Annotated in this window: 24 protein-coding genes and 1 tRNA gene; 10 read left to right on the plus strand and 15 right to left on the minus strand. The window is 63.7% G+C overall.

The annotated features are described in order from the left end of the window. Window positions 1-3 precede the first annotated feature (3 nt). The 4 genes from N551_RS0100745 to N551_RS0100760 all read left to right on the plus strand — a co-directional run bounded on the left by N551_RS0100745 (window position 4) and on the right by N551_RS0100760 (window position 2,892). Window positions 4-927, plus strand: a complete 924-nt coding sequence (locus tag N551_RS0100745; protein WP_007614700.1) for a LysR family transcriptional regulator — start codon at window positions 4-6, stop codon at window positions 925-927. A 461-nt stretch (window positions 928-1,388) separates the two neighbouring features. Then, complete coding sequence (locus tag N551_RS0100750; RefSeq protein ID WP_027565322.1) at window positions 1,389-2,297, plus strand: 4-hydroxy-tetrahydrodipicolinate synthase; 909 nt, start codon at window positions 1,389-1,391, stop codon at window positions 2,295-2,297. A gap of 172 nt (window positions 2,298-2,469) precedes the next feature. Beyond that, complete coding sequence (locus N551_RS38580) at window positions 2,470-2,616, plus strand: hypothetical protein (protein WP_007596683.1); 147 nt, start codon at window positions 2,470-2,472, stop codon at window positions 2,614-2,616. A 96-nt stretch (window positions 2,617-2,712) separates the two neighbouring features. After that, the gene (locus tag N551_RS0100760; RefSeq protein ID WP_027565323.1) at window positions 2,713-2,892 is read left to right on the plus strand and encodes a hypothetical protein; all 180 of its coding nucleotides are present in this window, start codon (window positions 2,713-2,715) and stop codon (window positions 2,890-2,892) included. Between the two features lie 78 nt (window positions 2,893-2,970). Here the strand turns inward: N551_RS0100760 and N551_RS0100765 are convergent, their stop codons facing one another. Together N551_RS0100765 and N551_RS0100770 are read right to left on the minus strand one after the other, a co-directional pair. Beyond that, complete coding sequence (locus tag N551_RS0100765; protein ID WP_007596685.1) at window positions 2,971-3,648, minus strand: ParA family protein; 678 nt, start codon at window positions 3,646-3,648, stop codon at window positions 2,971-2,973. A gap of 447 nt (window positions 3,649-4,095) precedes the next feature. Then, entirely contained in the window at window positions 4,096-4,458 is a 363-nt protein-coding gene (locus N551_RS0100770; protein ID WP_027565324.1) for a hypothetical protein, read from the minus strand. Between the two features lie 321 nt (window positions 4,459-4,779). Between N551_RS0100770 and N551_RS0100775 the strand changes: the two genes are divergently transcribed. From N551_RS0100775 to N551_RS0100785, 3 genes are read left to right on the plus strand one after another with little or no spacing between them, the layout of a single operon-like run. Further along, window positions 4,780-5,946: a CaiB/BaiF CoA-transferase family protein gene (locus tag N551_RS0100775; protein ID WP_027565325.1), complete on the plus strand. Its 1,167-nt coding sequence runs from the start codon at window positions 4,780-4,782 to the stop codon at window positions 5,944-5,946. Between the two features lie 2 nt (window positions 5,947-5,948). Further along, complete coding sequence (locus N551_RS0100780) at window positions 5,949-6,872, plus strand: CoA ester lyase (protein ID WP_027565326.1); 924 nt, start codon at window positions 5,949-5,951, stop codon at window positions 6,870-6,872. A gap of 6 nt (window positions 6,873-6,878) precedes the next feature. Beyond that, the gene (locus N551_RS0100785) at window positions 6,879-7,817 is read left to right on the plus strand and encodes an AEC family transporter (RefSeq protein WP_027565327.1); all 939 of its coding nucleotides are present in this window, start codon (window positions 6,879-6,881) and stop codon (window positions 7,815-7,817) included. A 289-nt stretch (window positions 7,818-8,106) separates the two neighbouring features. Here N551_RS0100785 and tenA read toward each other — a convergent pair whose 3' ends face one another. The 3 genes from tenA to N551_RS0100805 form a co-directional block, all read right to left on the minus strand. Continuing rightward, entirely contained in the window at window positions 8,107-8,781 is a 675-nt protein-coding gene (tenA, locus tag N551_RS0100795) for a thiaminase II (protein ID WP_027565328.1), read from the minus strand. 288 nt (window positions 8,782-9,069) lie between these two features. Then, window positions 9,070-9,456: a hypothetical protein gene (locus tag N551_RS0100800; protein WP_155809323.1), complete on the minus strand. Its 387-nt coding sequence runs from the start codon at window positions 9,454-9,456 to the stop codon at window positions 9,070-9,072. 46 nt (window positions 9,457-9,502) lie between these two features. Continuing rightward, a complete protein-coding gene (locus N551_RS0100805; RefSeq protein WP_027565330.1) occupies window positions 9,503-9,745 on the minus strand; it encodes a hypothetical protein in 243 nt (80 codons plus the stop codon). 172 nt (window positions 9,746-9,917) lie between these two features. On the opposite strand from N551_RS0100805, the gene N551_RS0100810 reads away from it, so the two are divergent. Further along, window positions 9,918-10,289: a hypothetical protein gene (locus N551_RS0100810; RefSeq protein ID WP_035961090.1), complete on the plus strand. Its 372-nt coding sequence runs from the start codon at window positions 9,918-9,920 to the stop codon at window positions 10,287-10,289. Here the strand turns inward: N551_RS0100810 and N551_RS0100815 are convergent. The 4 genes from N551_RS0100815 to N551_RS0100830 form a co-directional block, all read right to left on the minus strand. After that, the gene (locus N551_RS0100815; protein WP_027565332.1) at window positions 10,286-10,861 is read right to left on the minus strand and encodes a molecular chaperone TorD family protein; all 576 of its coding nucleotides are present in this window, start codon (window positions 10,859-10,861) and stop codon (window positions 10,286-10,288) included. The genes N551_RS0100810 and N551_RS0100815 overlap by 4 nt on opposite strands. A gap of 11 nt (window positions 10,862-10,872) precedes the next feature. Continuing rightward, window positions 10,873-11,199 (minus strand): hypothetical protein, encoded by a 327-nt coding sequence (locus tag N551_RS0100820; RefSeq protein ID WP_155809324.1) that lies wholly within the window; start codon window positions 11,197-11,199, stop codon window positions 10,873-10,875. 93 nt (window positions 11,200-11,292) lie between these two features. Then, a tRNA-His gene (locus N551_RS0100825) sits at window positions 11,293-11,369 on the minus strand. 300 nt (window positions 11,370-11,669) lie between these two features. Further along, a complete protein-coding gene (locus N551_RS0100830; RefSeq protein WP_027565334.1) occupies window positions 11,670-12,107 on the minus strand; it encodes a phasin in 438 nt (145 codons plus the stop codon). A gap of 514 nt (window positions 12,108-12,621) precedes the next feature. Here N551_RS0100830 and N551_RS0100835 point away from each other — a divergent pair. After that, window positions 12,622-16,068, plus strand: a complete 3,447-nt coding sequence (locus N551_RS0100835) for a PAS domain-containing protein (protein WP_027565335.1) — start codon at window positions 12,622-12,624, stop codon at window positions 16,066-16,068. A 219-nt stretch (window positions 16,069-16,287) separates the two neighbouring features. Further along, window positions 16,288-17,457 carry an AI-2E family transporter gene (locus tag N551_RS0100840; RefSeq protein ID WP_027565336.1) on the plus strand — a complete coding sequence of 390 codons (1,170 nt, stop codon included), beginning with the start codon at window positions 16,288-16,290 and terminating at the stop codon, window positions 17,455-17,457. 90 nt (window positions 17,458-17,547) lie between these two features. Here N551_RS0100840 and N551_RS0100845 read toward each other — a convergent pair whose 3' ends face one another. The 6 genes from N551_RS0100845 to N551_RS0100870 form a co-directional block, all read right to left on the minus strand. After that, the gene (locus N551_RS0100845) at window positions 17,548-18,720 is read right to left on the minus strand and encodes an acetyl-CoA C-acyltransferase (protein WP_007596708.1); all 1,173 of its coding nucleotides are present in this window, start codon (window positions 18,718-18,720) and stop codon (window positions 17,548-17,550) included. A gap of 153 nt (window positions 18,721-18,873) precedes the next feature. Further along, window positions 18,874-20,463, minus strand: coding sequence for a phosphoglycerate dehydrogenase (gene serA / locus N551_RS0100850; protein WP_027565337.1), 1,590 nt, complete (start codon window positions 20,461-20,463; stop codon window positions 18,874-18,876). A 132-nt stretch (window positions 20,464-20,595) separates the two neighbouring features. Next, window positions 20,596-21,768, minus strand: a complete 1,173-nt coding sequence (locus N551_RS0100855) for a phosphoserine transaminase (RefSeq protein ID WP_027520323.1) — start codon at window positions 21,766-21,768, stop codon at window positions 20,596-20,598. Between the two features lie 79 nt (window positions 21,769-21,847). Next, window positions 21,848-22,054: a hypothetical protein gene (locus tag N551_RS0100860; RefSeq protein ID WP_027565338.1), complete on the minus strand. Its 207-nt coding sequence runs from the start codon at window positions 22,052-22,054 to the stop codon at window positions 21,848-21,850. A 158-nt stretch (window positions 22,055-22,212) separates the two neighbouring features. Next, window positions 22,213-22,677 carry a GNAT family N-acetyltransferase gene (locus N551_RS0100865; protein WP_027565339.1) on the minus strand — a complete coding sequence of 155 codons (465 nt, stop codon included), beginning with the start codon at window positions 22,675-22,677 and terminating at the stop codon, window positions 22,213-22,215. 25 nt (window positions 22,678-22,702) lie between these two features. Further along, the gene (locus N551_RS0100870; RefSeq protein WP_027565340.1) at window positions 22,703-23,293 is read right to left on the minus strand and encodes a glutathione S-transferase family protein; all 591 of its coding nucleotides are present in this window, start codon (window positions 23,291-23,293) and stop codon (window positions 22,703-22,705) included. Window positions 23,294-23,295 lie beyond the last annotated feature (2 nt).

A 23,295-nucleotide genomic window follows, 5' to 3' on the forward strand; every position in this document is an offset into this window, starting at 1 on the left:
ATCATGGCAAGAACACGCGACGGATTTACGGATATGGACTGGGACAAGCTGAAGGTGTTTCACGCCGCGGCGGAAGCGGGCAGCTTCACGCACGCGGGCGAGCAGCTCGGCCTGTCGCAATCGGCAGTATCACGCCAAGTCTCGGCACTGGAGCAGGAGCTCTCGGTCTCGCTGTTCCACCGCCACGCCCGCGGCCTGATCCTCACCGAACAGGGCGACCTCCTGTTCCGCACCGCCCATGACGTGTTCATGCAGCTGCAGGCGGCGCGCGCGAAACTGACCGACAGCCGCGAGCGGCCGAGCGGCGATCTCAAGATCACCACCACGCCCGGCGTCGGCATCAACTGGCTGATCCCCAGGCTTGGCGAATTCACCGCGCTCTATCCGGAAATCCGGATCTCGCTGATCGTCACCGACGAGGAGCTTGATCTCTCGATGCGCGAGGCCGATGTCGCCATCCGCACCCGCAAGCCGACGCAGCCGGATCTCATCCAGCGCAAGCTGTTCGCGATGGGCTTCCACGCTTATTGCTCGCCCGATTACATCAAGCGCTTCGGCACGCCGCGCACGCTGGAGGAGCTCGACTCCCACCGCATCATCACGCTCTCCGACGGCAACTTCGCGCCGCATCTTCAGAACCGCAACTGGCTAGTGGAAGCGGGGCGCAACGGCTCGGGTCCGCGCGAAGCCTATTTCAGGGTCAACAACATTCTCGGCCTCGTCCGCGCCTGTCAGCAGGGCCTGGGCATCGCCGCGCTGCCGGACTATCTGATCGAAGAACAGAGCCGCCTCGTGCAGCTGTTCGGCGAATCGGATTCGATCCAGCTCGATACGTATTTTGTTTATCCGGAAGAGCTGAAGACGGTCGCGCGCGTGCAAGTGTTCCGCGACTTCGTGGTGAGCAAGGCGCAGCGCTGGCCGTCCTGATTTCCGCATGTCTGACATGCGGCTTGGACGCTTGATGCATGGCGCGAAGCTAGCCCATAATCTGTTCACGCTGAGCCTTCGCGTTGCGCATTTGTCCCCCTCCTCCAGTGGCGCGGGAGTTCAGTAATCCCTCTTGGAAGGTGATTGTGTCGGCCTCACGTGGCCAATACCTTAAGCCGGGCTCGATCGAGCCCGGCTTTTTTTTGCGGATCCGGCCATCGCCCTCCGCGTGTATTGACAGTTCCATGCTTACCCCGCATCATTTGCGAATGATCACGAAGTCGTGCGCAATCTCGTCGCAGGCAGTCGCCTCGAAAAAAGGCCCCCATCTGGGGACCTCGGATTTTTGCGCGCGCTAACAGCCTTCGTCATCGCGAGCCGAAACTTCGAAAACCCCGCCGCCTGGACGGGGTTTTTTCATGTGCCCCGTCTCAGGATTTTTCCCGAGAAGGAGATGGAACATGACCGGACTACAGGAACAATTGCACGGGCTCTGGCTGCCGCTGGTGACGCCGTTTCGCGACGGCGCCCTCGACGAGAGGTCGCTGCGGCGCCTGACACGGCATTACAGCGGACAGGCCGTCGACGGCTTTATCCTGGGGGCGACCTCCGGTGAAGGCATGACGCTGCGCGACGCCGAGCTCGAACGCCTCGTCGCCATCGTGCGCGACGAGCTGGCCACCGGCCACAGCAAGATTCCGATCTGCCTTGGACTTTCAGGCGCGGACACGTCGCGGCTGAAGGAGCGTCTCGACGCGACCGCGGACTGGCCGATCGATGGCTATCTGATCGCGAGCCCGTATTATGTGCGGCCGTCGCAGCGCGGGTTGCTGGCGCATTTCGAGGCGCTCGCCGATCACGCCGCCTGGCCACTCGCGCTCTACAACATCCCCTATCGCACCTCGGTCAATATCTCCAACCAGACCCTGCTGCGGCTTGCCGAACATCCGAACATCATCGGCCTGAAGGATTGCGGCGCGAGCCGCGACCAATCCATCGCCCTGCTGCGCGACCGGCCCGCGGACTTTCGCGTGCTGACCGGCGAGGATGCGAATTATTTCGAGGCGCTCAGCGACGGCGCCGACGGCGGCATCGTGCTGTCAGCCCATCTCGAGACCGCGACGTTTGCGGCTGTCCATGCCGAGCTGAAGCGCGGCGACCATGATGCAGCGCTGGCGCGCTGGCAGGAGGTCGCGGACCTGACGCGCCTGTTGTTCACCGAGCCCAGTCCTGCGCCGGCAAAATACTGGCTGTGGCGCACGGGGCTGATCGACAGCCCCGAAGTGCGCCTGCCGATGGTGGAGGTCGGCAGCGAACTCGCCGTCCAGCTCGACCGCGAGATCGAGCGGCGGATGGAAGTCGCGGCGTAGTGTTTCTCGATCCACGCATGCTCGCCCTTCTCCCTTGCGGGAGAAGGGAAGACGCCCCGTGGTTAACCGCGCCCCAACGGCGTTCGCTGCTGCCGCATGGCGCATCCACGGCTCGTTTACGCAAACGCGCCTATCGTCTTCGTTCAAAGTCTTTTCAAATGGGGGAATGATCATGGGGCAGCGCATCCGCCCGACGGCGGCAGACATGTTCGCGTCGGCCGATTTCTTGCGGGGAATTCTGGTGGTGTCGTCGTTCGGTTTCTGGGCGGTGATGCTCGGCCTGATGCCGGTGCTGGTGTTTCGGGTCTGGCTGGCCTGACGCAAGCGCGTCCGGATGGTTAATCCGTGGTAGCACCTATGTTCGAAAGCGCGCGAAACTGCGACCCGGAATTTTAAAATATCTCACGTAGCGTTCATGCCCATAAGCGAAGAAATCGCGGGGGCGTTTGTGAATAGTCATAACGAAGTGGCGTCGCATTACGACGCTGGACAGCAGGGCTTCACCACCGAGGACATTCTCTGGGCCGCCGGCATCTGGTCGGTGATCCTCACTTTGTCGCCGGTGATCGTGTTCTACATGCTGATGGTAGCCTAGCGGCAAAGTCATCTTCCCGAAAACGCAAAACGCGCGGAGGTCCGCGCGTTTTTCGTCCGGGGAATGATTTATGAAAAATTACGCCGCCTGCTTGTGCATTGCGCCGGATGCCGACGCCGTGCCGCGAATAGCCTTCACCGAACGTTCGATCGCCGCCCACAGCCTTGCGATTTCCTGAGCCGCACGACTCTCGGCCTGATATTCCCGCGCGCCCTCGCCGTGGCTCAACGCCATCAGCAGATCCGAACGGTTGGTGATCTGGCCGCCCCACACCGGAGCACGGAACTTCGCCAGCGCCTCGCGGGCGATCGTGACGATCGGGCTCTCGGACTCGTCGCGGCGCGCCGGCGCACCGTTGAGCACGACCGCGTAGGGCTTGCGCGCCGCACGGCACATCTGGATGGTTTCCTGCACCGCGTTGACGTCGAACACGCCGGGACGGGCGGGAATCACCACCATGGTGGCATTGCGGATGGCGTCGTCGACGACGGCCGACAGGTTCGGCGGCGTGTCGATCAACACCCATTCATAACCGTCGCGCTTGGCAGCGGAGACGATGCCGCTGACCGAGTTCACCGCGGACTTGATCGGCGGTTCGTTGGTGCCACGCAGCTTGTGCCATAGCGTGAGCGAGCCTTGCGGATCCGCATCGACGAGCAGGATCGGCTTGGTCGCCTTGATCTGCGCGGCAAGATGCGCGGCCAGCGTACTCTTGCCCGAGCCACCTTTACGCGATGCAAAAACAATAACGTTCATACCTCTGCCTCCAGATTGACCCCAGGCAGCGAAAATGAATCACCACGGTGATTCGGGAAAGAAAAATTTATCATAAGTTATGCTGGCGCCATGAAATAACAAAGCGCGTTGGCTTTTGAGTCACACTGCTGCGTGCGACGACGGCCTCACGCCAGCAATCGTGCGTTTTTTGAGCAGTGCGGCGGGAAAAAACGGAATGCAACCTCGCCGGGCAAACCGTTCCGCGACTCGTTTCCATCCCCGCGCGGTCGTAATTGTCGCAAGCATCCGCACGCGAAGGCGAACAAAACGAGTCCGGTGGCTGGTGTGGGGCTGATGCCTGGGTCAGTTTGACTCAAGGGGCGAGCAAACGAGGAGTCGGACACGCAGATGCCCGGGACTTCAAACGCACTGCGCGCTGTGGCCCGGGCATGGTCGAGTTTCAAAAAGGGAACGTCGTGCTCGCGCTCAGCCTTCGCTGGCTTTCTTCTTCTTGGCCGGCTTGGTGCTCTTCTTCGCCGTCCGGGCTGAGCTCTTGGGCGCGATGCTGGTCGGCTTGCCGGCGCGGGGCGCCGCCGCCATGCCCGGCTCCGGTCCCGGCCGGAAGAAGGCCCGGCACTGCGGCGAGAGCTGCGACTTCTTCTGGATCATGCAGGCGGTGATGGCGTCGACGTTCGGAACAAAGTCGCCGCACAGCCGCATCGCATCGGGGGTGCAGGCCTGCTGCTCCTCCTGGGAGTAGGCAAAGCCTTCACCCGGGTGGATCAGGACGGCCAGCGCCATCCCCGTGATCGCAGCAGCGAAAGATTTCTTAAAGCGGAACGCCGGCATCGATCCCCCCAAATGTCGAGTCGGAGACGATAGTGGGTGAACGGGGGTTCGTTGGCAACCGAGGCGAGATGCGAAAGGCGGGACGTGTGCGGTCTCGGCAACAGGGCCCCCTAAAACAAAAACCGCGAAAACAACCCCATGCACAGTAGCCAAGTCCATGTTGGAATTGAACTTTGCGGATCGCGATTTGCGGATTTTACGAAATGAAGTTTGACTCGTCGGGCAAAACAGGGGCATCATGCCATCGTCACAGAATTTGCGTGGGGTGGTCGGCTTGTCTCCTGCGCTGGTCGAAAGCGTGAGCGGGACGGAGACGATTGCATGGAGAGGAATGAGGCGGACCTGCCGCTGTCGGGGGTGACGGTGGTCTCGCTCGAGCAGGCGATCGCGGCTCCTCTTGCCAGCCGGCATCTTGCGGACTGGGGCGCGCGCGTCATTAAGATCGAGCGGCCGGGCGATGGCGATTTCTGCCGCGACTACGATCACGTGATGAACGGGATGTCGAGCCAGTTCGTCTGGACCAACAGGTCCAAGGAGAGCCTCGCCATCGACATCAAGAGTCCTGACGGCCAGGAGGTGCTCGAGGCCCTGCTGCCGCAGGCCGACGTCTTCATCCAGAACCTGGCGCCCGGCGCGGCGGAGCGGCTCGGCCTCGATGCCGCATCGCTGCTGCGAAAGTTTCCCCGCATCATCGCCTGCGACGTGTCGGGCTATGGTGCGGGCGGACCCTACAGCAACAAGAAGGCTTACGATCTCCTAGTGCAGTGCGAGGCCGGCGTGCTCGCCATCAACGGCACCGAGGCGGAGCCCGCCAAGGTCGGGCTTTCGGTGGTCGATATCGCCACCGGCATGTACATCCTCAACGGCGTCCTGATGGCGCTGTATCGCCGCGAGCGGACCGGCAAGGGCACCGCCTTCCAGGCCTCGCTGTTCGATTCCATCACGGACTGGATGAGCTATCCCGCCTTCTACACGCAGAGTACCGGCCGCCCGCTGCCGCGAACCGGAGCCAAGCATGCAACCATAGCGCCGTATGGCCCTTTCCGCGTCGGCGACGGCAACACGATCTTCTTCGGCATCCAGAACGACCGGGAATGGCGGTCGCTGTGCGCCATCGTGCTTGGCGACGCGCCCTTTGCCGACCACCCCCGCTTCCGCACCAATCCGCTGCGCATGCAGAACAGGGACGATTTGCAGGTGCATATCGAGCAGCGTTTTGCGGCGATGACCAGTGACGAGGTGCTGCGGCTGCTCGACGCGGCCTCGATCGCCAACGCGCATCTGAATTCGGTCGAGGCGTTCCTGGAGCACGAGCAGCTCCGCTCCCGCGACCGGGTGCAAACGGTTGGCTCTCCGTGCGGTCCGGTGATGAGCTTCCTGCCGGCGCTCACCATTCCCGGCCTGTCGCCCCGGATGGATCCCGTGCCCGGCGTCGGGCAGCACAATCAATCCATCCTCAGCGAACTCAGTCTCGCAAAGGAAACATGACGATGGCCCCTCAGCGGCCGACGCGGGTCTATCTGGCCGTTCCCGCGCATCGCTCCCGTCTCGTCGCCAAGGCTGCTGCCTCGGCCGCAGACGCGGTGTTCATGGACCTCGAGGACGCGGTGCCGCCGTCGGAGAAAAACGTGGCACTGGAAGAAGGTGCGCGGGCGCTGTCCTCGCTGGACTGGGGCAACAAGGTCGTCGCGGTCAGGCTCAACGCCGTCGATAGCCCCTTCATCGCGCAGGAAATCCGCAAGCTCGCTGCGCTCTCCAGGCTGGATTCTGTGATCGTGCCGAAGGCGGAGCGCCCGAGCGACATCGCCGCCATTGCCGATCAGCTGCGCGCGGCCGCGCCTGGTCGCCCCTCGCCCGTCGCGCTCGAACTGCTGATCGAGACCGCGCTGGGTCTGGTCAATGTCGACGCGCTCGCCGCCGCGCACCAAAGTGTCGGCGCCCTTCATCTCGGCGTCGGCGACTTCGCGGCGTCGATCGGCGCCCGTTCCTCCGAAATCGGCGCGTCGCCGGACGGCTACCGCCACGTCGGCTCCGCCCAGAGCGGCTATGCCTCCGCTCCGCTCGATCTGTTCGCCTATCCGATGATGCGCCTGCTGGTGGCCGCGCGCGCGTTCGGCCTGCGCGCGATCGACGGCCCGTGCGGCGCGTTCCGGGATGCCAGACTGACGGAAAGCAGCGCGCTCAAGGCGGCTGCGATGGGTTTTGACGGCAAGCAGGTGATCCATCCCGACCAGATCGAACCGACGCTGCGGGCGTTCGTCCCGTCCGACGCTGAGCTCGCGCACGCGCGGCGGGTGGTCGAGGCCATGGAGCAGGCCGAGGCGCAGGGCCAGGGCGCGGTGACCCTCGACGGCAAGATGATCGACTATGCCAATGTCCGGATGGCGCGCCGGATCATCGAGATGGGGTCGTAGCGGCGCATGTCTACAGTGCTGATCGTCGCGCCGGTATTCGCGCTGATCGCGGCCGGCTATGCCGCGGTGCTGTTTCGTTTCGTGTCCGAGACCGCGCACAAGGGCATCTCCGAATTCGCCTTCAGCATCGCGATTCCGGCGCTGCTGTTCCGCACCATCGTGGTGTCGGAATTCCCCGATGTCAGCCCCTACAGGATGTGGGGCGCCTATTACGGCGCGCTGGCGATGACCTGGCTCGCGGCGCTGGCGCTGTCGGCCCTGCTGCGCGCGCGGCGCGAGGACCGCGAGGACGGCGTCGTGTTCGCAATCGGCTCGGTCTACGGCAACATCGTGATGCTCGGCATTCCCCTGACGCTCTCGGCGCTGGGCAACGAGGCGGCGGGGCCGATGGCGCTGATCCTGTCGGTGAACACGCCGCTGCTCTGGCTCTGCGGCATCCTGCAAATGGAGCTTGTCAGCCGCAAGCAAGCCGGCTCGCCTCTGGCGGTGATCCGTCCCGTGCTCGCGGATCTCGCGCGCAATCCGCTGATGCTGGGGATCGGTTTTGGCGTGGTCTGGCGCTTTACGGGGCTCGGTCTCAATCCCGTCGTCGACAGGACCATCGAGCTGCTGGCGCAGGCGGGATCGCCGGCCGCGCTGATCGCGCTCGGCATCAATCTTTTTCGTTTCGAGGTCAAGGGCGAGATGTCGAGCGTCGTCGTGATGTGCGTGCTCAAGCTGATGGCGATGCCGGCGGCGGCGTTCGTGCTGGCCAAGCTGCTCGGTTTGCCGCCGATAGCAGCCGGCGTCATCGTGCTGTTCGCGGCGATGCCGACCGGCGCGAACGCCTACATCTTTGCGGCGCAATACAAGCGGTTGGTGAACCCGGTGTCGGGCGCGGTGGCGCTGGGGACGCTGCTGGCGGCGGTCACGTTGCCGGTGGTGGTGTGGGTGGTGGCGAGGTGAGGTGTCAGAGGCTTGGCGAGTGCGACGCACCACCTCCCAAATACAATCAGCGCAGGCCCAGGAACGAGAGCACCACACCAATCACGACGACGAGTCCGACCAGATAGATAATACCGTTCATGTCTTGGCTCCTCAGCGTTGTCACCCCTGCCGCAGGTACAAACACTCCAGGTCATGAAAAGGTTCGGCCTTGCTCGATGCCGATTTCTCCTGAAATGGGGGAACGAAAGCGACCGATCCTGCGTCGTGGCGTGCTGAGCCCTCGCCCCCATCCTGACTGCCGAAAGAGCTATTGAACACGCTGACCCGCGCGCCAGGCCATCTCCCAGAAGTCGGCCTCGAGTCGGGTGGCTTCCTTGAAGATCGCCATCAGCTCTGCCTCGCGCGCCGGCGTGGCGTAGAGATCGGCGAGATGCTCCATATGCGCCCGCGCCTTGGCGGCGACCTCCTGGTACGGCGCGCCGGCATATTCCGCGATCCAGACGCGGTAGGCGTTCGACGCGGCGTCCGCGAGGGGGAGCGAGGCGAGCCGCGTTGCGATCTCCGCATACCCGATCACGCAGGGGGCAAGCGCCACCTTGAGGGCCAGCAGGTCGCCGCGCATTCCCGCGTCGAGCACGTAGCGTGTATAGGCCAGCATCTCGGCAGCCGGAGGGGCCTGTTCAAGGTCGGTCGGCGACAGACCCCAATCGGCACAGAGCTTCACATGCAGGTTCATCTCGACATCAAGGATGGCCGAAAGGCCGACGGCTGCCTCACGCATGTCGGCAAGTCTGGGCGACTTGTAGACCGCGAGCGCGTAGGCGCGCGCAAACTCGATGAGGAACAGATAGTCCTGAACGAGGTAGTGACGAAACGCTGCTTCGGGGAGCGAGCCGTCTGCCAATCCGTTCGTGAAGGGATGCTCGGTATAAGCCCGCCACTCAACGGATGCTGCTGTCTTGAGACGCTCGAAGAAGCTCACGATGTTTTTCGCCTGGCTTGCTTGTCCATAAATGTCCTTGGTTCGCTACCGATAGCGCATTGCGGACCGGGGAGCTACGGTGACAGTGCGCCAAACTGGCTTTGAGCAGCGTTGCGGATGGGGCACTCTCTGCGACGAGAGGTTTTGTGCACTGTCACCGTAATCCGAGTGTCCGCTTTTCATGAAAGAACCCCCGACAAGTCTGCGGTCGAGGCATCCTCCTTAGCGCGGCAGGCAAGCGAGCCGCCGCTTGTCAGTTCGGCGTCGGCGGCGGCTCGCCCTTCGAAGCTATTGCTTCTTTTCACCGAGCCCCAGGTGGGCGGGGCAAAGCAATCCAATGGCCAAAGCCTCCAGCAAAGCACGCTGGCGCGGCTGCGGCACTGCCAAAAAGGCGAACTTATATCCAGATCGCAGCCGAGCGCCGTGCCCCTTCAGGTACTGCTCCGTGAAAGAGGATGCTGCATGGAGGTGATTGGCCAGACGCTGCCGCAAACCATTCGTGCCTCGATATGTCCGACCCACGTGCAAGACCTTCCCGCTCGGCGAATAGATCACATAGACACCCTGCTCATTTGGAGCTTCAAGTCGCATCCCGACCTTTGGGAAGGCCTTCGGCTTTGTCTTCTTTAGTTCAGTGAACAGAGAGCGGACGCTGCCAGCGTCTTTGGTAGCCATGCTGCACCTTGTCATCTTACATCGTTCGGCTCGCTGGATGCCTTTGCTATACCAGCTCGACATACCCTTGCTTGATCGCGTTCATGAGCGTCACGGGATGGCCCTTGCTGGTAAGGTAATCGCCGACTGCCCCATTTCGCTTCGCATTCTTCAAGAGCCAGTCCCACCGTGCTCTCACTGCGGTGCCAGCCTTCTTCGGATTGCCCGTCTTCATGACGCGAAGCCTCCTGCGCCTCAAATTGTTAAATGCCTGCGCCATCGCCTCAACATCGGGGTCCAGTTTTGCCATTGCTTTATCTCCTAGGGAGGAAGGCTCGGAAATAGCACCCGGTAATTGGAGCCAAGTGAAAGCGCTTTCTAAAATTGTACGCAGCCTAGGCCGCAGCCTCCGGTGACTCGACTCTTCGTTCTTGTTATGTTCCAATTTGCTCATGACCAAGCAGCGCATGGCAGGCTGGCGAATGCCCTCAATCAAGCAGATGGAAAAGATGGCGGCAGACGCCGCGCGTCGGGGCGCCGCCGCACCTGACCCGGCTCCAGCCGCTCCGACGCCGGACGAGCTATGGACGAGCCTGCTGACCGATCCGCGCGCGGCCGGCAAGCCCAAGCAGCCGATCCAGCAATGCCGCCTCGCCGACATTCAGCAGCATGTGCTTCGCGTCGAGTGCCGGCGCTGCTCTCGGACCGTCGAGATGCAGAAGCTCGATGCCGTCCGCTTCTATGGAGCAGACGCGATCTGGAAGAATGTTGGCCAGCGCTTGCTGGATCAGACCTGCACCAATCGCACCGGCCGACATGAGGAAGACGGCTGCTGGCCGAACTGGAGTACCTAAAGCGGCACATCCTCGAAATGAGGCTGCCACGGAAGAATAAAATCTTTGACAAAGTTATGCTGCGGCCTTGGATATTTCCGCGCCATCGTTCTCAGGACATGCTCGACGGCCTGCTCGGAAAGCATCATGCGCGCTTCGCTAAAAGCTGTGACGTCGTCCGGCTCAAAATGGTTTCTTGTATTTTGGATGTGCAGCCTATTCCTGATCTTACGCAGGTCATCAAGCGCTTCATAAAAGCCACTATCACCTTGGTCGAAGAGATCATGCTTCTTCGCGCTCGCGATGTATCTTTCAAGTTCGTCGATCTTCTTTCCGCGAATATACTCGATCACTGTTGCCTGAATATTTGCGACACCCTCGCTCGTGAAGGTTTTTACGCGCAGATGAAGATCGTAAAGCACGGCCTCGATAATTGAGACATTCATCACAGTGATCGGCTTTTGCAGATGGCGCTTCTGCAATGGATTGCCTGCCGCGCGAAGATCGTAAAGCGTCTTCAAGATGGCGAGATTGAAGCAAATATTATCGCCGAGCTTGAAGTTGCCCATGAAACTGCTTTTGATCGTGACCATGGCGACCCCGCTCAGAAGGTCCGAACCCCAACGGCTCTCAGTTCGGCCAAGTCGCTTGGGCTGGCATCATCCGGAGCAATCACACGGAAGATGACGCCCGGAACGGTCTTCTTAAATTCGGCCATGAAGTTCTGCACCTCAGCCCAGTCGCTCAAAAGATAATGCTCTTCGGCCTTTGTTGAAGTCGGCGTGTACCATTCGACGTACCATTTCGAGGCGACGGATTTTTCGGCCAATGACACCATTACATCCACCCACGATTTGAGTGCTTCGAAGCTCTTCCGAGAGAGCCCCTGTGGGATTTCTCGCGAGGCCCCTTTAGTCGCGCGATCAAACAAATGGCGCGACTCCGCACATCGGCGACCTCCGCTATAGCCTCCGCTAAGAGAAATTCGACGATCTGCTGTTTTCGGATAAGATATTATAATCACTGGTACAGTTGGGTGGGCTCGAACCACCGACCTCCTGTTCCACAGACAGGCGCTCTAACCAACTGAGCTACAACTGCATCCTTGCGAGCCGCGCCTCTGGGCGCCTGAAAGGGCCGTGACCTAAGGGGGGCTGGACGGGGCGGAAACTAGGTGCAATGGCCGTTTTTGGCAAGGCCGCAAACGGACGAAAAACCGGGGTAAATCACCCTCAGCACAATGAAATCGGGCTTGATGGCGACCGTAGCGAGGTTGCGCTCCCCTCGCCCGCGTGGTGGCGACACTCCCCGTGATGAGAGAGCCCTCTCCCGCAAGCGGGAGAGGTGAAGAAAAACCCGGGCTTTCGGCCCGGGTTTCTTAATTCAGACGTCCCAACCAGATCAGGCGGCGGGGGGCGTGTAGAGCTTCGCGGCGGAGGCCTTGATCGGCTCGGCGGCGGCAGTGGCCGCGCGCTGGGTGATCTCGGCGAGCTCCCGGGCCTGGGCCTGGAAGGTCTCGAGCTGCGCCTTGGAATGGTTGGTCCACAGCGCGAACGCATCCTGCGGCGCCTTCACGCTGAACAGCTCCTGGGTGAAGTCGAGATGGGCCTTGGTGTTGGCCTTCGCGAACTCCATAAGCTTGGCGGTGTATTCGCTGACGCCCTTGTGGGCGGACGCGAACACGGCCTCGACGGTGCCGTTGTGGGTTTCGGCGGCGTCCTTGAACTTGGCATAGCTCTCGCGGGCCTGCGACACGCCCTTTTCGGCGAACGCACGCATCTGCTCCGGAACTTCGAACGGAATGACGGAGGCGGAGAATGGATCAGTCGTACCTGTCATTGGGTATCCCTCACACTAAATGGAAAAACGGAGTGAGCCTTTTCGGCCGCGCCCGCCGGCCAATTGGGTGACGGAAGCGAAGACTGGAAACATAAAACGAATGATGGCTCGCCCAGCGCGAGGACCATGCCTGCCTAAAATGTCAACATTGTGCAGCGCAACGGGTTTTGGGGTGCATTGCGCAAATTTAATCGCGGCGAGGATGAGGTTCCCAGGCTAGGGAACCGGTGGTTGAGGTAACGGGGTGGCCCCTGAGCACCCGCCTTGGCCTGGAGACAACCGCTGCGCGGATTGGCTGGGCGGCATAGGTGCTGCCCGACGCGGCATCTGAAGGATGGGGATGCGACCGGCCTACGGCTTGCGGGCCCCGCTACATTAAGGTTATCGCGGCTTTAGGCCTTGCCGCCTAGGCTTGGGACGTGGACCTGCCCGCGGCTGCGGGCGATACTAACCCTTTCTTAAGGCTGCCATTACGGCAGCCTGATGCGCACAAGTGGGACGCGAAGCCGGTCGAATGACGAGTTCGGATTTCCAGTTGCGAGGCGTGGGCGATCCCCGGCTGGCCGTGCACGCGACCTCGCCGCTGCCCGCCTGGCTCTGGTCGATCGACGGCACGCGCGTGCTCTGGGCCAATCCGGTCGGCGCAAGGCTGTTCGGCGCGGCCCATGCCACGGCGCTGGCGGAGAAGACCTTCGGGCCCACCGACAGCCACCGCCGCCAGATCATCCGGCTTGCCGGCCGGCTGCCTCCAAACGGCGCAATCCGGCTCGAACGGCTGCGCGGCTTCGGGGCGCGGCTCGGCACGCTGATGACCTGCGCCTGTGCCCGGCTCGACTTCGCCGATGGCGGCCAATTCTTCCAAGGATCTGCCGTGCTCGTCACCGCGATGGACCCGGGCTTGCGCACCATGCCGCTGGTCGAACGCCTGCTTCGTCTGGTCGACGGCGCCAAGACGCCGATGGCGGCGTTCGCGCCCGACGGCCTGTTCGTCGGCGCCAGCGAAACCGCCCGCACCCTGCTCGGCTTCCGCGATCTCAGCGAGGGCGGACTCGAACAGGCGCGCAGCGATGCGCTTCGCCAGGGCCGCGCCGAGACGCCGATCGGCATCGGCCAGATGGTGCTGCAGCGGGTCGGCAGCGGAGCCGATGTCGGCCTGGTCGCGCTGATCGAGCCTGCCGTGCAGCAGGCGGCGGCTGCGACTGACGAGGTTAAAGCCGAGGCCGCTGAAGAGGTCGCGCGCGAAGACATCGCTCAGCCTGAGGCTACGCCGGCCCCTGCTCCAGCCGCCGTGCCCGAGCATGCGCAAGCCGCGCCGTCGCACGAGGCGCCATCCGAGATCGCGCTGTTCGACGCCTTTGCCGAGCCGGTCGACGCGCCGGAAGCAACGATCGCGCACGAACCGCCCGCGCACGAGCCGGTGACGGAGATCGTGACGATCCAGCAAACCGTCGAGGAAGCGGCCGAAGCCGCGCCAGAAACTCCGGTTGAAAACTCGGCCGAAGCCATGGTGTCGCCGCAGGCCGCGCCGACCGTAACAGGCATGGTCGAGCCGCCGTCGGGCCACGAAGAGCCGCCCGCACCGCGTCAGCATCCGCTGCGCTTCCTCTGGAAGGTGGATGCAGAGGGCCGCTTTGTGCTTCTGTCAGACGAGTTCATCCACCTGATCGGTCCGCGCACGGCCGCCGGCTTCGGCCGCCCCTGGCGCGAGATCACCGATGCATTCGCGCTCGACCCTGAAAGCCGTGTGGCGCACGCGCTTGCCAGCAAGGATACCTGGGCCGGGATCACCGTGAACTGGCCAGCCGACGGCGGCGAGCATCTGCCGGTCGAGCTTGCCGGGCTTCCGGTTTATGATGGCGAGCGCAATTTCGTGGGCTTCAGGGGTTTTGGCGTCTGCCGCGATCTCGACGGCCTCAACCGGCTCGACGCGCTCAGGCGTTTTGAGTTGTTGGCCGAACCGGCGGCGCCGCAAAGCCTGTATGTGGTCGAGCCGGAGCCTGAACCCGAGCCCCAGCCAGTGCTGGAGGCGCCGCCGCCTCCGCCGATCGAGCCGCCCGCACCTGAGCCTGAGCCTGAGCCCGCACCTGAGCCTGAAGCCGAACTGCCCGAACCCACAACCGACGCGAATTCACATCCAACCAATCCGGAAACGCCAGTGGAAACGCCTCCCAATGTCCTGCCGTTCCGCGCGCCCGGCGACACGCGATCGCCGACGCTGACGCCGGTCGAGAACAGCGCGTTCAACGAGCTCGCCCGGCAATTGTCCGAGCGCCTCGAACGCGACAAGGAAACCATCGCGGCATCGTCCGAACCGCCGGATGCCGAGATCACGCCTGAGGCGCCGACGCCGGAGCCTGAGACGCCGCACGCGCCGGCCGAATGGCTGAGCGAGCCCGCGCCGCCCGCACACGGCCACAGCATGCGCGACCGCGCGCTGCTCGACCTGCTGCCGACGGGCATCCTGATCTACCGGCTCGACCGCCTGCTCTACGCCAACCCCGCGTTTCTCGCGCGCATGGGCTATGCCAGCCTGAGCGCACTGGAGAATGCCGGCGGGCTGGACGCGCTCTATGTCGAGCCGGGCGTGTCCGCGGCCAGCAGCACGTCGCAAGCAGGCACGCCTGTCACGATCAGCGCGACGCTCGCCAATGGCGAAGCGCCGCTGCCGACCACCGAGGCGCATCTGCACGCGATCGACTGGGACGGCGAGAGCGCGCATGCGCTGATCTGCGCGCTGCCGCAGGCAGCACCCGCTGCTCCCGTCATCGCCGAGACCGTCGTCGCCGAGACTATTGTCCCGGAGACCATTGTCCCCGAGACCTTCCCCACCGCGCCCGAGCCCGACGCCGGCGAGGCGGCCGCGGAAGATCTCGCTGCGATCCTCGACACCACGGCCGAGGGCATCGTCATGTTCGATGCCGAAGGCAACATCCACGCCTGCAACCGCAGCGCCGAGGCGCTGTTCGGCTATGATGGCGAGACGCTGATGCAGCAGAATCTGGTGACGCTGTTCGCGCCGGAGAGCCAGCATGTCGTCATCGACTATCTGGAAAACCTCAAGAGCCAGGACATCGCGAGCCTGCTCGACCACGGCCGTGAGGTGCTGGGGCGCGAGAAGAAGGGCGGCGTCATTCCGCTCGCCATGATCATGGGCCGCACCAGGCCCGACGGCCCGAACTTCTTCGCCGTGTTCCGCGACCTCTCGCACAGCAAGCAGGGCGAGAGCGAGTTGACGCAGGCGCGACGCCTCGTCGAAGGCACGGCGAACGCCAAGGCCGACATGCTGGCGCGGATCAGCCACGAGATCCGCACGCCGCTCAACGCCATCATCGGCTTCTCGGAGGTGATGATCTCGGAGCGCTTCGGCACGCTCGGCAACGAGCGCTACGGCGAGTACATGAAGGACATCCGCGCCTCCGGCGAGCGCGTCATCGCCATCATCGACGACCTGCTCGAGCTGTCGCGGATCGAGACCGGCAAGCTCGACCTCAACTTCGCCAACCTCAACCTCAACGATCTCGTCGAGGCCTGCGTGGTGGTGATGCAGCCGCAGGCCAATCGCGAGCGCATCATCATCCGCACCTCGCTCGGCCATGCGCTGCCGCAGGTGAGCGCGGATGCGCGCGCTATGCGGCAGATCACCATGAACCTGATCTCGAACTCGATCCGGCTCGCCAGCGCCGGCGGCCAGGTCATCGTCTCCACCGCGCTCACCGACCGCGGCGAGGTCGCACTTCGCATCCGCGACACCGGCCACGGCCTCAGCGAGCGCGAAGTCGCCGCCGCGATGGAGCCGTTCCGCACCCCACCGCCCGGCGACGCCGAGGACAATTCGGCGCTGAGCCTGTCGCTGACCAAGGCCCTGGTCGAAGCCAACCGCGCCCGCTTCAACATCAAGAGCGCGGCGAACTCCGGCTCGCTGATCGAGGTGGTGTTCGCACCGGCGCTGGCGCAGGCTTAAGCGGCGAACGCGATTTCCTGCCCGCGGTGCACGCCCGCGGCCGCGCTGCGGCCTCGTGCCGGGCGGCTTCGGCCGAGCCGCGCCCGACGAAGGGCGCCACCTCACTGCAACTTCTTCCCGGGCGGAACTGAAGCCCCTTGTTGCGGCTTGAAGCCGGGACCCAGCGTTTCTCCTGCTGATCAGTTCGACACTGCAGCTCCCGCGCCCCAGTGATCTCAAATGGCCGAACGAGCGAAATCCGTGGCACCGAAGCAGCGTTCGCCCAAGCGGAGCGACGCCGTGCGGAGCGAAGGCGGCCCGAACACGACCGAGCGAAAGCCGCTGCCCACGGGCGCGGGCGCACGCATGAACGCACGGGTCGTGCTTGCCCTCGCGCTCGTCGTACTGGCGTTGTGGACGGCGGCGGGATTTCTCCCCGCATTGATCTGGGCCGCGATTCTCGCAACCAGCCTGTGGCCGCTCTACACCAAGTTTGCGACACGCGTGAGCTCCGGCCGGTCCAGCCTGGCCCCGCTGGTCTTCACGCTCGTCGTCGCCCTCATCCTGTTTACGCCGATGTCGCTTGCCGTCTATCAGATCGCGCAACAAGGCGATCTGCTCGTGGGCTGGATGAAACAGGCCGGAGAGAGCGGGATCGAAGTGCCCGATTGGCTCGCGCGGCTTCCGATCGCCGCAGGGAGCATGGAGCAGTGGTGGCGCAGCAATCTTTCCGATCCCAAAGCCGCGACCGCATGGCTGAAAAGCGTCAATGCAGACAACGCATCGGAACTGTTTCGAACGTTCGGCGGACAGCTGCTTCACCGCCTGTTTCTTCTGTTCTTTTCGCTGGTGGCCTTGTTCGTCCTGCTGCGCAACGGCCGGCCGATCTCGGGCCGCGTGCTGGAAACCTGCGATCGACTTTTCGGTGAGGCGGGAGAGGGTCTCGCGGAGCAAATGGTCGATGCGATCCGCGGCACGGTGAACGGCACGGTGCTGGTCGCCGCGGGCGAGGGATTATTGATCGGCGTGGCCTATTTCGTCGCGGGCGTGCCGCATGCCATCGTATTCACGATCTTGACCACGGCCTTCGCCATGCTTCCGTTCGGCGCCTGGCTGGCCTTCACCGCCGCGGCGCTGGTCCTGATCTCCGGCGGAGGCAGCGGCTTCGCAGCCGCGGGCGTCTTCTTCTGGGGCGCGATCGTCATGTTGGCCGGCGATCATTTCGTATGGCCGACCCTGGTCGGCGACTCGGCGCGGCTACCGTTTCTGTTCGCATTCGTCGGGATCTTTGGAGGCCTGGCTGCCTTCGGCCTCCTGGGCTTGTTTTTAGGCCCGGTGATCATGTCAGCCTTGCTGGTGGTCTGGCGCGAATGGGTGTTCCGACCTGTCGCAACCGAGAAGAACGGTTGAGTTGCCGCGGGCGTAACCCCAAGCACGCCAGAAAGCAAAAGGCACGGCGTTTGCGGCGCCGTGCCCTTCGCATTCAATGAGGCGATCGCCTCAGCTGTAGATCTCGAACAGTCCCGCGCCGCCCTGGCCGCCGCCGATGCACATCGTCACGACGCCCCACTTGGCCTTGCGGCGCTTGCCTTCTTGGAGGATGTGGCCGGTGAGACGCGCCCCGGTCATGCCGAAGGGATGGCCGATCGCGATCGAGCCGCCGTTGACGTTGTACTTGGCGGGATCGATGCCGAGCTTGTCGCGCGAATAGAGACACTGGCTGGCGAAGGCTTCGTTGAGCTCCCACAGATCGATGTCGTCGATCTTCAGGCCGTGACGCTTCAACAGCTTCGGCACGGCAAAGATCGGGCCGATGCCCATCTCGTCCGGCTCGCAACCCGCCGCCGCCCAGGCGACGAACCGGCCCATGGGATTGAGGCCGCGCTTCTCCGCGTCCTTGGCTTCCATCAGCACCACGGCCGCGGCACCGTCCGACAATTGGCTGGCGTTGCCCGCCGTGACGAACTTGCCGGGGCCCCTGACGGGCTCGAGCTTGGCGAGACCTTCCAGCGTGGTCTCGGGCCGGTTGCACTCGTCGCGGTCGACGACGTAGTCGACGATCGACTCGGCCTTGGTCGCCTTGTCGACCACTTTCATCTTGGTCTTCATCGGGACGATCTCGTCCTTGAACTTGCCCGCCTGCTGCGCGGCGGCCATGCGGCGCTGCGACTCCAGCGAATATTCGTCCTGATATTCACGGCTGAGATTGTAGCGCTCGGCGACGATATCGGCGGTGTCGATCATCGCCATGAAGATCGCCGGCGCCGTCTTGAGCAGCTCGGGATCGATCGATTCTTTCGGAGTGCCGCCGCCCGGCATCGAGATGCTCTCGACCCCGCCTGCGACGATGCAGTCGGAACCGTCCGAGCGGATCGAGTTGGCGGCCATCGCAATGGTCTGGAGACCGGACGAGCAGAACCGGTTCACCGAGACGCCCCCGGTCGATTTCGGCATTCCCGCCAGCAGCGCGGCCTGGCGGCCGATGTTCGGTGCGCCATGAGCGCAATTGCCGAGATAGCAATCCTCGACATAGTCCTTCTCGACGCCGGCGCGGTCGACCGCGTGGTGAATGGCGTGGGCCGCGAGCGACATCGGCGGGGTGATGTTGAACCCGCCGCGGCCGGATTTCGCGAGGCCCGTGCGTGCATAGGAAACGATGACGGCTTCACGCATTGTTTTCTCCCTTTTCGAACGATTTTAAACGGAGCGTCGGTCGACGTCTTCTCGGCGCCATTGGTACACAAAGTGCAGCGGTCGCGGGAGAAATAAAAACGCCGCCCTCGCGAGAGGGCGGCGTTGTTCCGCGGGTCGGAATATGTCGGCGTGTCAGAACGTCAGCGCCTTGACCTGCTTGACCTGCGGCAGGGCCTGCACCTTGGCGAGCAGATCGGCCGGCACCGCCCCGTCGACCTCGATCAGCGCGATGGCATCGGAGCCCGGCGCGACGCGGCCGAGATGGAAGGTCGCGATGTTGATCTTGGCATCGCCGAGCAGGCTCGCGAACTTGCCGATGAAGCCCGGCTTGTCTTCGTTGGTCACGTAGATCATCGACTTGCCAAATTCAGCATCGACGCGGATGCCCTTGATGTCGACCAGGCGCGGCTTGCCGTCGGCATAGACCGTGCCCGAAACCGACCGCTCCTGCCGCTCGGTGGTGACGGTGACGGTGATCAGGCTTTCATAGTCGCTCTGGGCGGCGCGCACGATCTCGTCCACCACCATGCCGCGCTCCTTGGCGACGACGGGCGCGGAGACGACGTTGACCTCGCCCAGCATCGGCCGCAGCAGGCCGGACAGCACGGCGGAGGTGATCGCCTTGATCTTCATCTCGGCGACGTGGCCCTCATAGGTGATCTCGACCTTGAGGATGCCGCTCTCGGTGAGCTGTCCCGCGAACGAGCCGAGCTTTTCGGCGAGCGCGATGAACGGCTTCAGCTTCGGCGCCTCTTCCGCCGTGATCGAGGGGAAGTTGACGGCATTCGAGATCGCGCCGGTGAGCAGGTAATCCGACATCTGCTCGGCGACCTGAAGCGCGACGTTCTCCTGCGCTTCCGTGGTGGACGCGCCGAGATGCGGCGTGCAGATCACGTTGGGATGGCCGAACAGCACGTTCGCGGTGGCGGGCTCCTCGACAAAGACGTCGAAGGCGGCGCCTGCGATGTGCTTGGAATTCAAGGCGTCGACCACGGCCTGCTCGTCGACGAGGCCGCCGCGGGCGCAGTTGATCAGGCGCACGCCCTTCTTCATCTTGGCGATCGCGGCTGCGTCGATGATGTTCTTGGTCTTCTCGGTCAGCGGAGTGTGCAGCGTGATGAAGTCGGCGCGCTTGAAGAGGTCGTCGAGCTCGACCTTCTCGACGCCGATGTCCCTGGCGCGCTCCGGCGACAGGAACGGATCGAACGCGATCACCTTCATGCGCAGGCCGAGCGCGCGGTCGGCGACGATCGAGCCGATGTTGCCGCAGCCGACGACGCCGAGCACCTTGCCGGTGATCTCGACGCCCATGAAGCGGTTCTTCTCCCACTTGCCGGCCTGGGTCGAAGCGTCCGCCTGCGGAATCTCGCGCGCCAGCGCCAGCATCAGGGTGATGGCGTGCTCGGCGGTCGTGATCGAATTGCCGAACGGTGTGTTCATCACGATGATGCCCTTGGCCGTGGCGGCGGGAATCTCGACGTTGTCGACGCCGATGCCGGCGCGGCCGATCACCTTGAGATTGGTCGCCTTCTCGAGGATCTTCGCGGTCGCCTTGGTCGCCGAGCGGATCGCGAGGCCGTCGTAATTGCCGATGATCTCGGCGAGCTTGTCCTTGTCCTTGCCGAGATTGGGCTGAAAGTCGACCTCGACGCCGCGGTCTTTGAAGATCTGCACGGCGGCCGGAGAGAGCGCGTCGGAAATGAGAACTTTGGGTTTGGTCATGGGAATGATCCCTGATGGTCGATAAATCTGAGACCGTCATCCGCGGCTTGACCCGCAGAACCATTCTCTTCGATGGATGGCCGGGTCAAGCCCGGCCATGACGAGATGAGATACGCGACGAGCGAAGCCTGCTTACGCCGCCTTGGCGAGCGTGGCCTTGGTCTCGGCGAAGGCCCAGTCGATCCACTGTGTCAGCAGCGCGACATCGCTGGCCTCGACGGTGGCGCCGCACCAGATGCGCAGGCCGGCGGGCGCATCGCGGTAGTAGGCGAAGTCGTAGCCCGCGCCTTCCTTCTCGACCAGCGCCACCAGCTTCTTGGAGAAGTCGGCCTGCGCGTCCTCGGAGAGCGAGGTGATCGCGGGATCGGTGAACTTCAGGCACACCGAAGTGTTGGAGCGGATCGCGGCGTCCTTGGCGAGGAAGTCGATCCAGGGCGTCTTCGCCTTCCAGTCGGCGAGCACCTTGGTGTTGGCGTCGGCGCGCGCGATCAGCGCCTTCAGGCCACCGATCGACTTGGCCCAGTTCAGCGCGTCGAGATAATCCTCGACGCAGAGCATCGACGGCGTGTTGATGGTCTCGCCGACGAAAATGCCTTCGTTGATCTTGCCGCCCTTGGTCATGCGGAAAATCTTCGGCAGCGGCCAAGCCGGCTTGTAGGTTTCGAGCCGCTCCACGGCGCGGGGCGACAGGATCAGCATGCCGTGCGCGGCTTCGCCGCCGAGCGCCTTCTGCCAGGAGAAGGTGACGACGTCGAGCTTGGCCCAGTCGAGCGGTTGCGCGAACGCGGCCGAGGTGGCGTCGCAGATGGTCAGGCCTTCGCGAGTGGCGCTGATCCAGTCGGCGTTAGGCACGCGCACGCCCGAGGTGGTGCCGTTCCAGGTGAAGACGACGTCGGACTTCGGATCGACCTTGGAGAGGTCGGGGATCTCACCGTAAGCCGCGTTGAGCTTGGTGACGTCCTTGAGCTTCAATTCCTTGACGATGTCGCTGACCCAGCCCTCGCCGAAGGATTCCCAGGCGAGCGTGGTGACGGGCCGCGCCCCCAGCATCGACCACAGCGCCATCTCGACAGCGCCGGTATCGGAGGCCGGCACGATGCCGATGCGATAATCGGCGGGCACTTCGAGCACCTCGCGCGTCAAATCGATCGCGAGCTTGAGCTTGGTCTTGCCGACCTTCGCGCGATGCGAACGGCCGAGCGCTGCGTCCTTGAGATTTTGGGCATTCCATCCGGGGCGCTTGGCGCAGGGACCGGAGGAAAAATGCGGCACGTTCGGCCGCGAAGCGGGCTTCGCTACAGTCATCGTCTACCCTTCCAGATAGTAAGCCTCCCGTTGGGGGGAGGTGTCCCGCCGCGGCAGATACGGGAATCGGGAAGACCAGTCAAGGAAGTTCCGGAGCCTCACGCGCGAGTGATGGCGCCTCCGGTGTGATTTTGGGGGATTCGACCACGGCCAGCGCGTTCAGCAAGTCCGTGGCATCGTTGATCAATTGCGCGGCGCGGCGGCGGCTGCCTACTTTCAAAATGCATTTGTCATTGGCCTGCACGACGTAGTCGTTGCCGACCTTGATCATCGAATAGCTTGTCATCGAAATCCCCGAACCGATCGAGCCCGGTTTCAGACGCTCGCGTAGCACCGTTCGTTCCTGGTTCCATGTGAACGTCGAACGGGTAGTTTATCAGCTCTTAACATGAACGTATGCGCGATCCGATTTCGCTGATCGCGCAAGGCTCATGGCGCGCTGCGTCAAAAGCGGACAGTCATGCCGACGTGACTCGCGGTGAACCCAAGCCGCTTGTAGAAGCGCTGCGCATCTGTTCGCGTCTGATGTGTGAGCAGTTCGACCAGATTGCAGCCGCGCGCTTTCGCTTCCGTCACCGCCCATTGCACCAATTGCTCGCCGATGCCGCGGCTGCGGCAATCGGAAGCAACGCGGACGTCTTCGAGCAGACCCCGCCGGCCGCCTTGCGAGCTGAGACCCGGCAGGATCGCGAGCTGCAGGCAGCCGACCACCCTGCCCTCGCTCTCCGCAACCACGAGCTGGATATTTTGATCGCGCTCGACCCGCGCGAATGCCTCGTAATAGGACGCAGGCAACGGGTCTTCTACGCGCTCGCGTGCGCGCCCGAGATGATCGTCGGCGAGCATCGCCACGATCGCAGCAACGTCCTCGCGGCGCGCGGGACGAATGGAGACGGATTCGGCGTTCATGAAGTTACTCCTGCCTCAGCGCGCCTTAGCGCACCTTGGGAAGCCCGAGAAAGGTCTCAGCTTCGGCGATCCAGCGGCGGACGGCGGCAAAGCGGCCGAGATCGAAGCCGCCTTCATGCGCAACGCGGGTATAGGCGAGCAGTGACACCTCGGCGAGCGAGACGGCATCGCCGGCGAGGAAACGGCTGCCGGCGAGATGCTGCTCCATGCGGTCAAGCGCCGCATAGCCGCGCTTGACCTTTTCAGGATCGAGCTCGGAGGCGTCCTTGCCGAGATAGACGAGCTGGAAGCGGCACACCGCGATGTAGGGCTCGTGGCTGTATTGTTCCCAGAACAGCCATTCGTCCATCTTGGCGGCGGTGAAAGCATCGCGCGGAATGAGCACGCTGTCGCGCGCGAGATAGCGGATGATGGCATTGGATTGCGCCAGCGTGCGGCCGTCGTCGAAAGCGACGGTGGGCACCTGGCCGGCACCATTCATCTCGAGGAATTGCGCCGTGCGGCTTTCGCCCTTGCGAGTGTCGATCTCGATCCACTGGTAGGGCAGCGCGAGCTTGTCGCAGACCCACTTCACCTTCAGACAATTGCCGGAATTGGTATCGCCGTAGATCCGCATCG

Origin of the sequence: Bradyrhizobium sp. URHA0013 (genome assembly GCF_000518345.1) — a bacterium.
Taxonomy (GTDB): domain Bacteria; phylum Pseudomonadota; class Alphaproteobacteria; order Rhizobiales; family Xanthobacteraceae; genus Bradyrhizobium.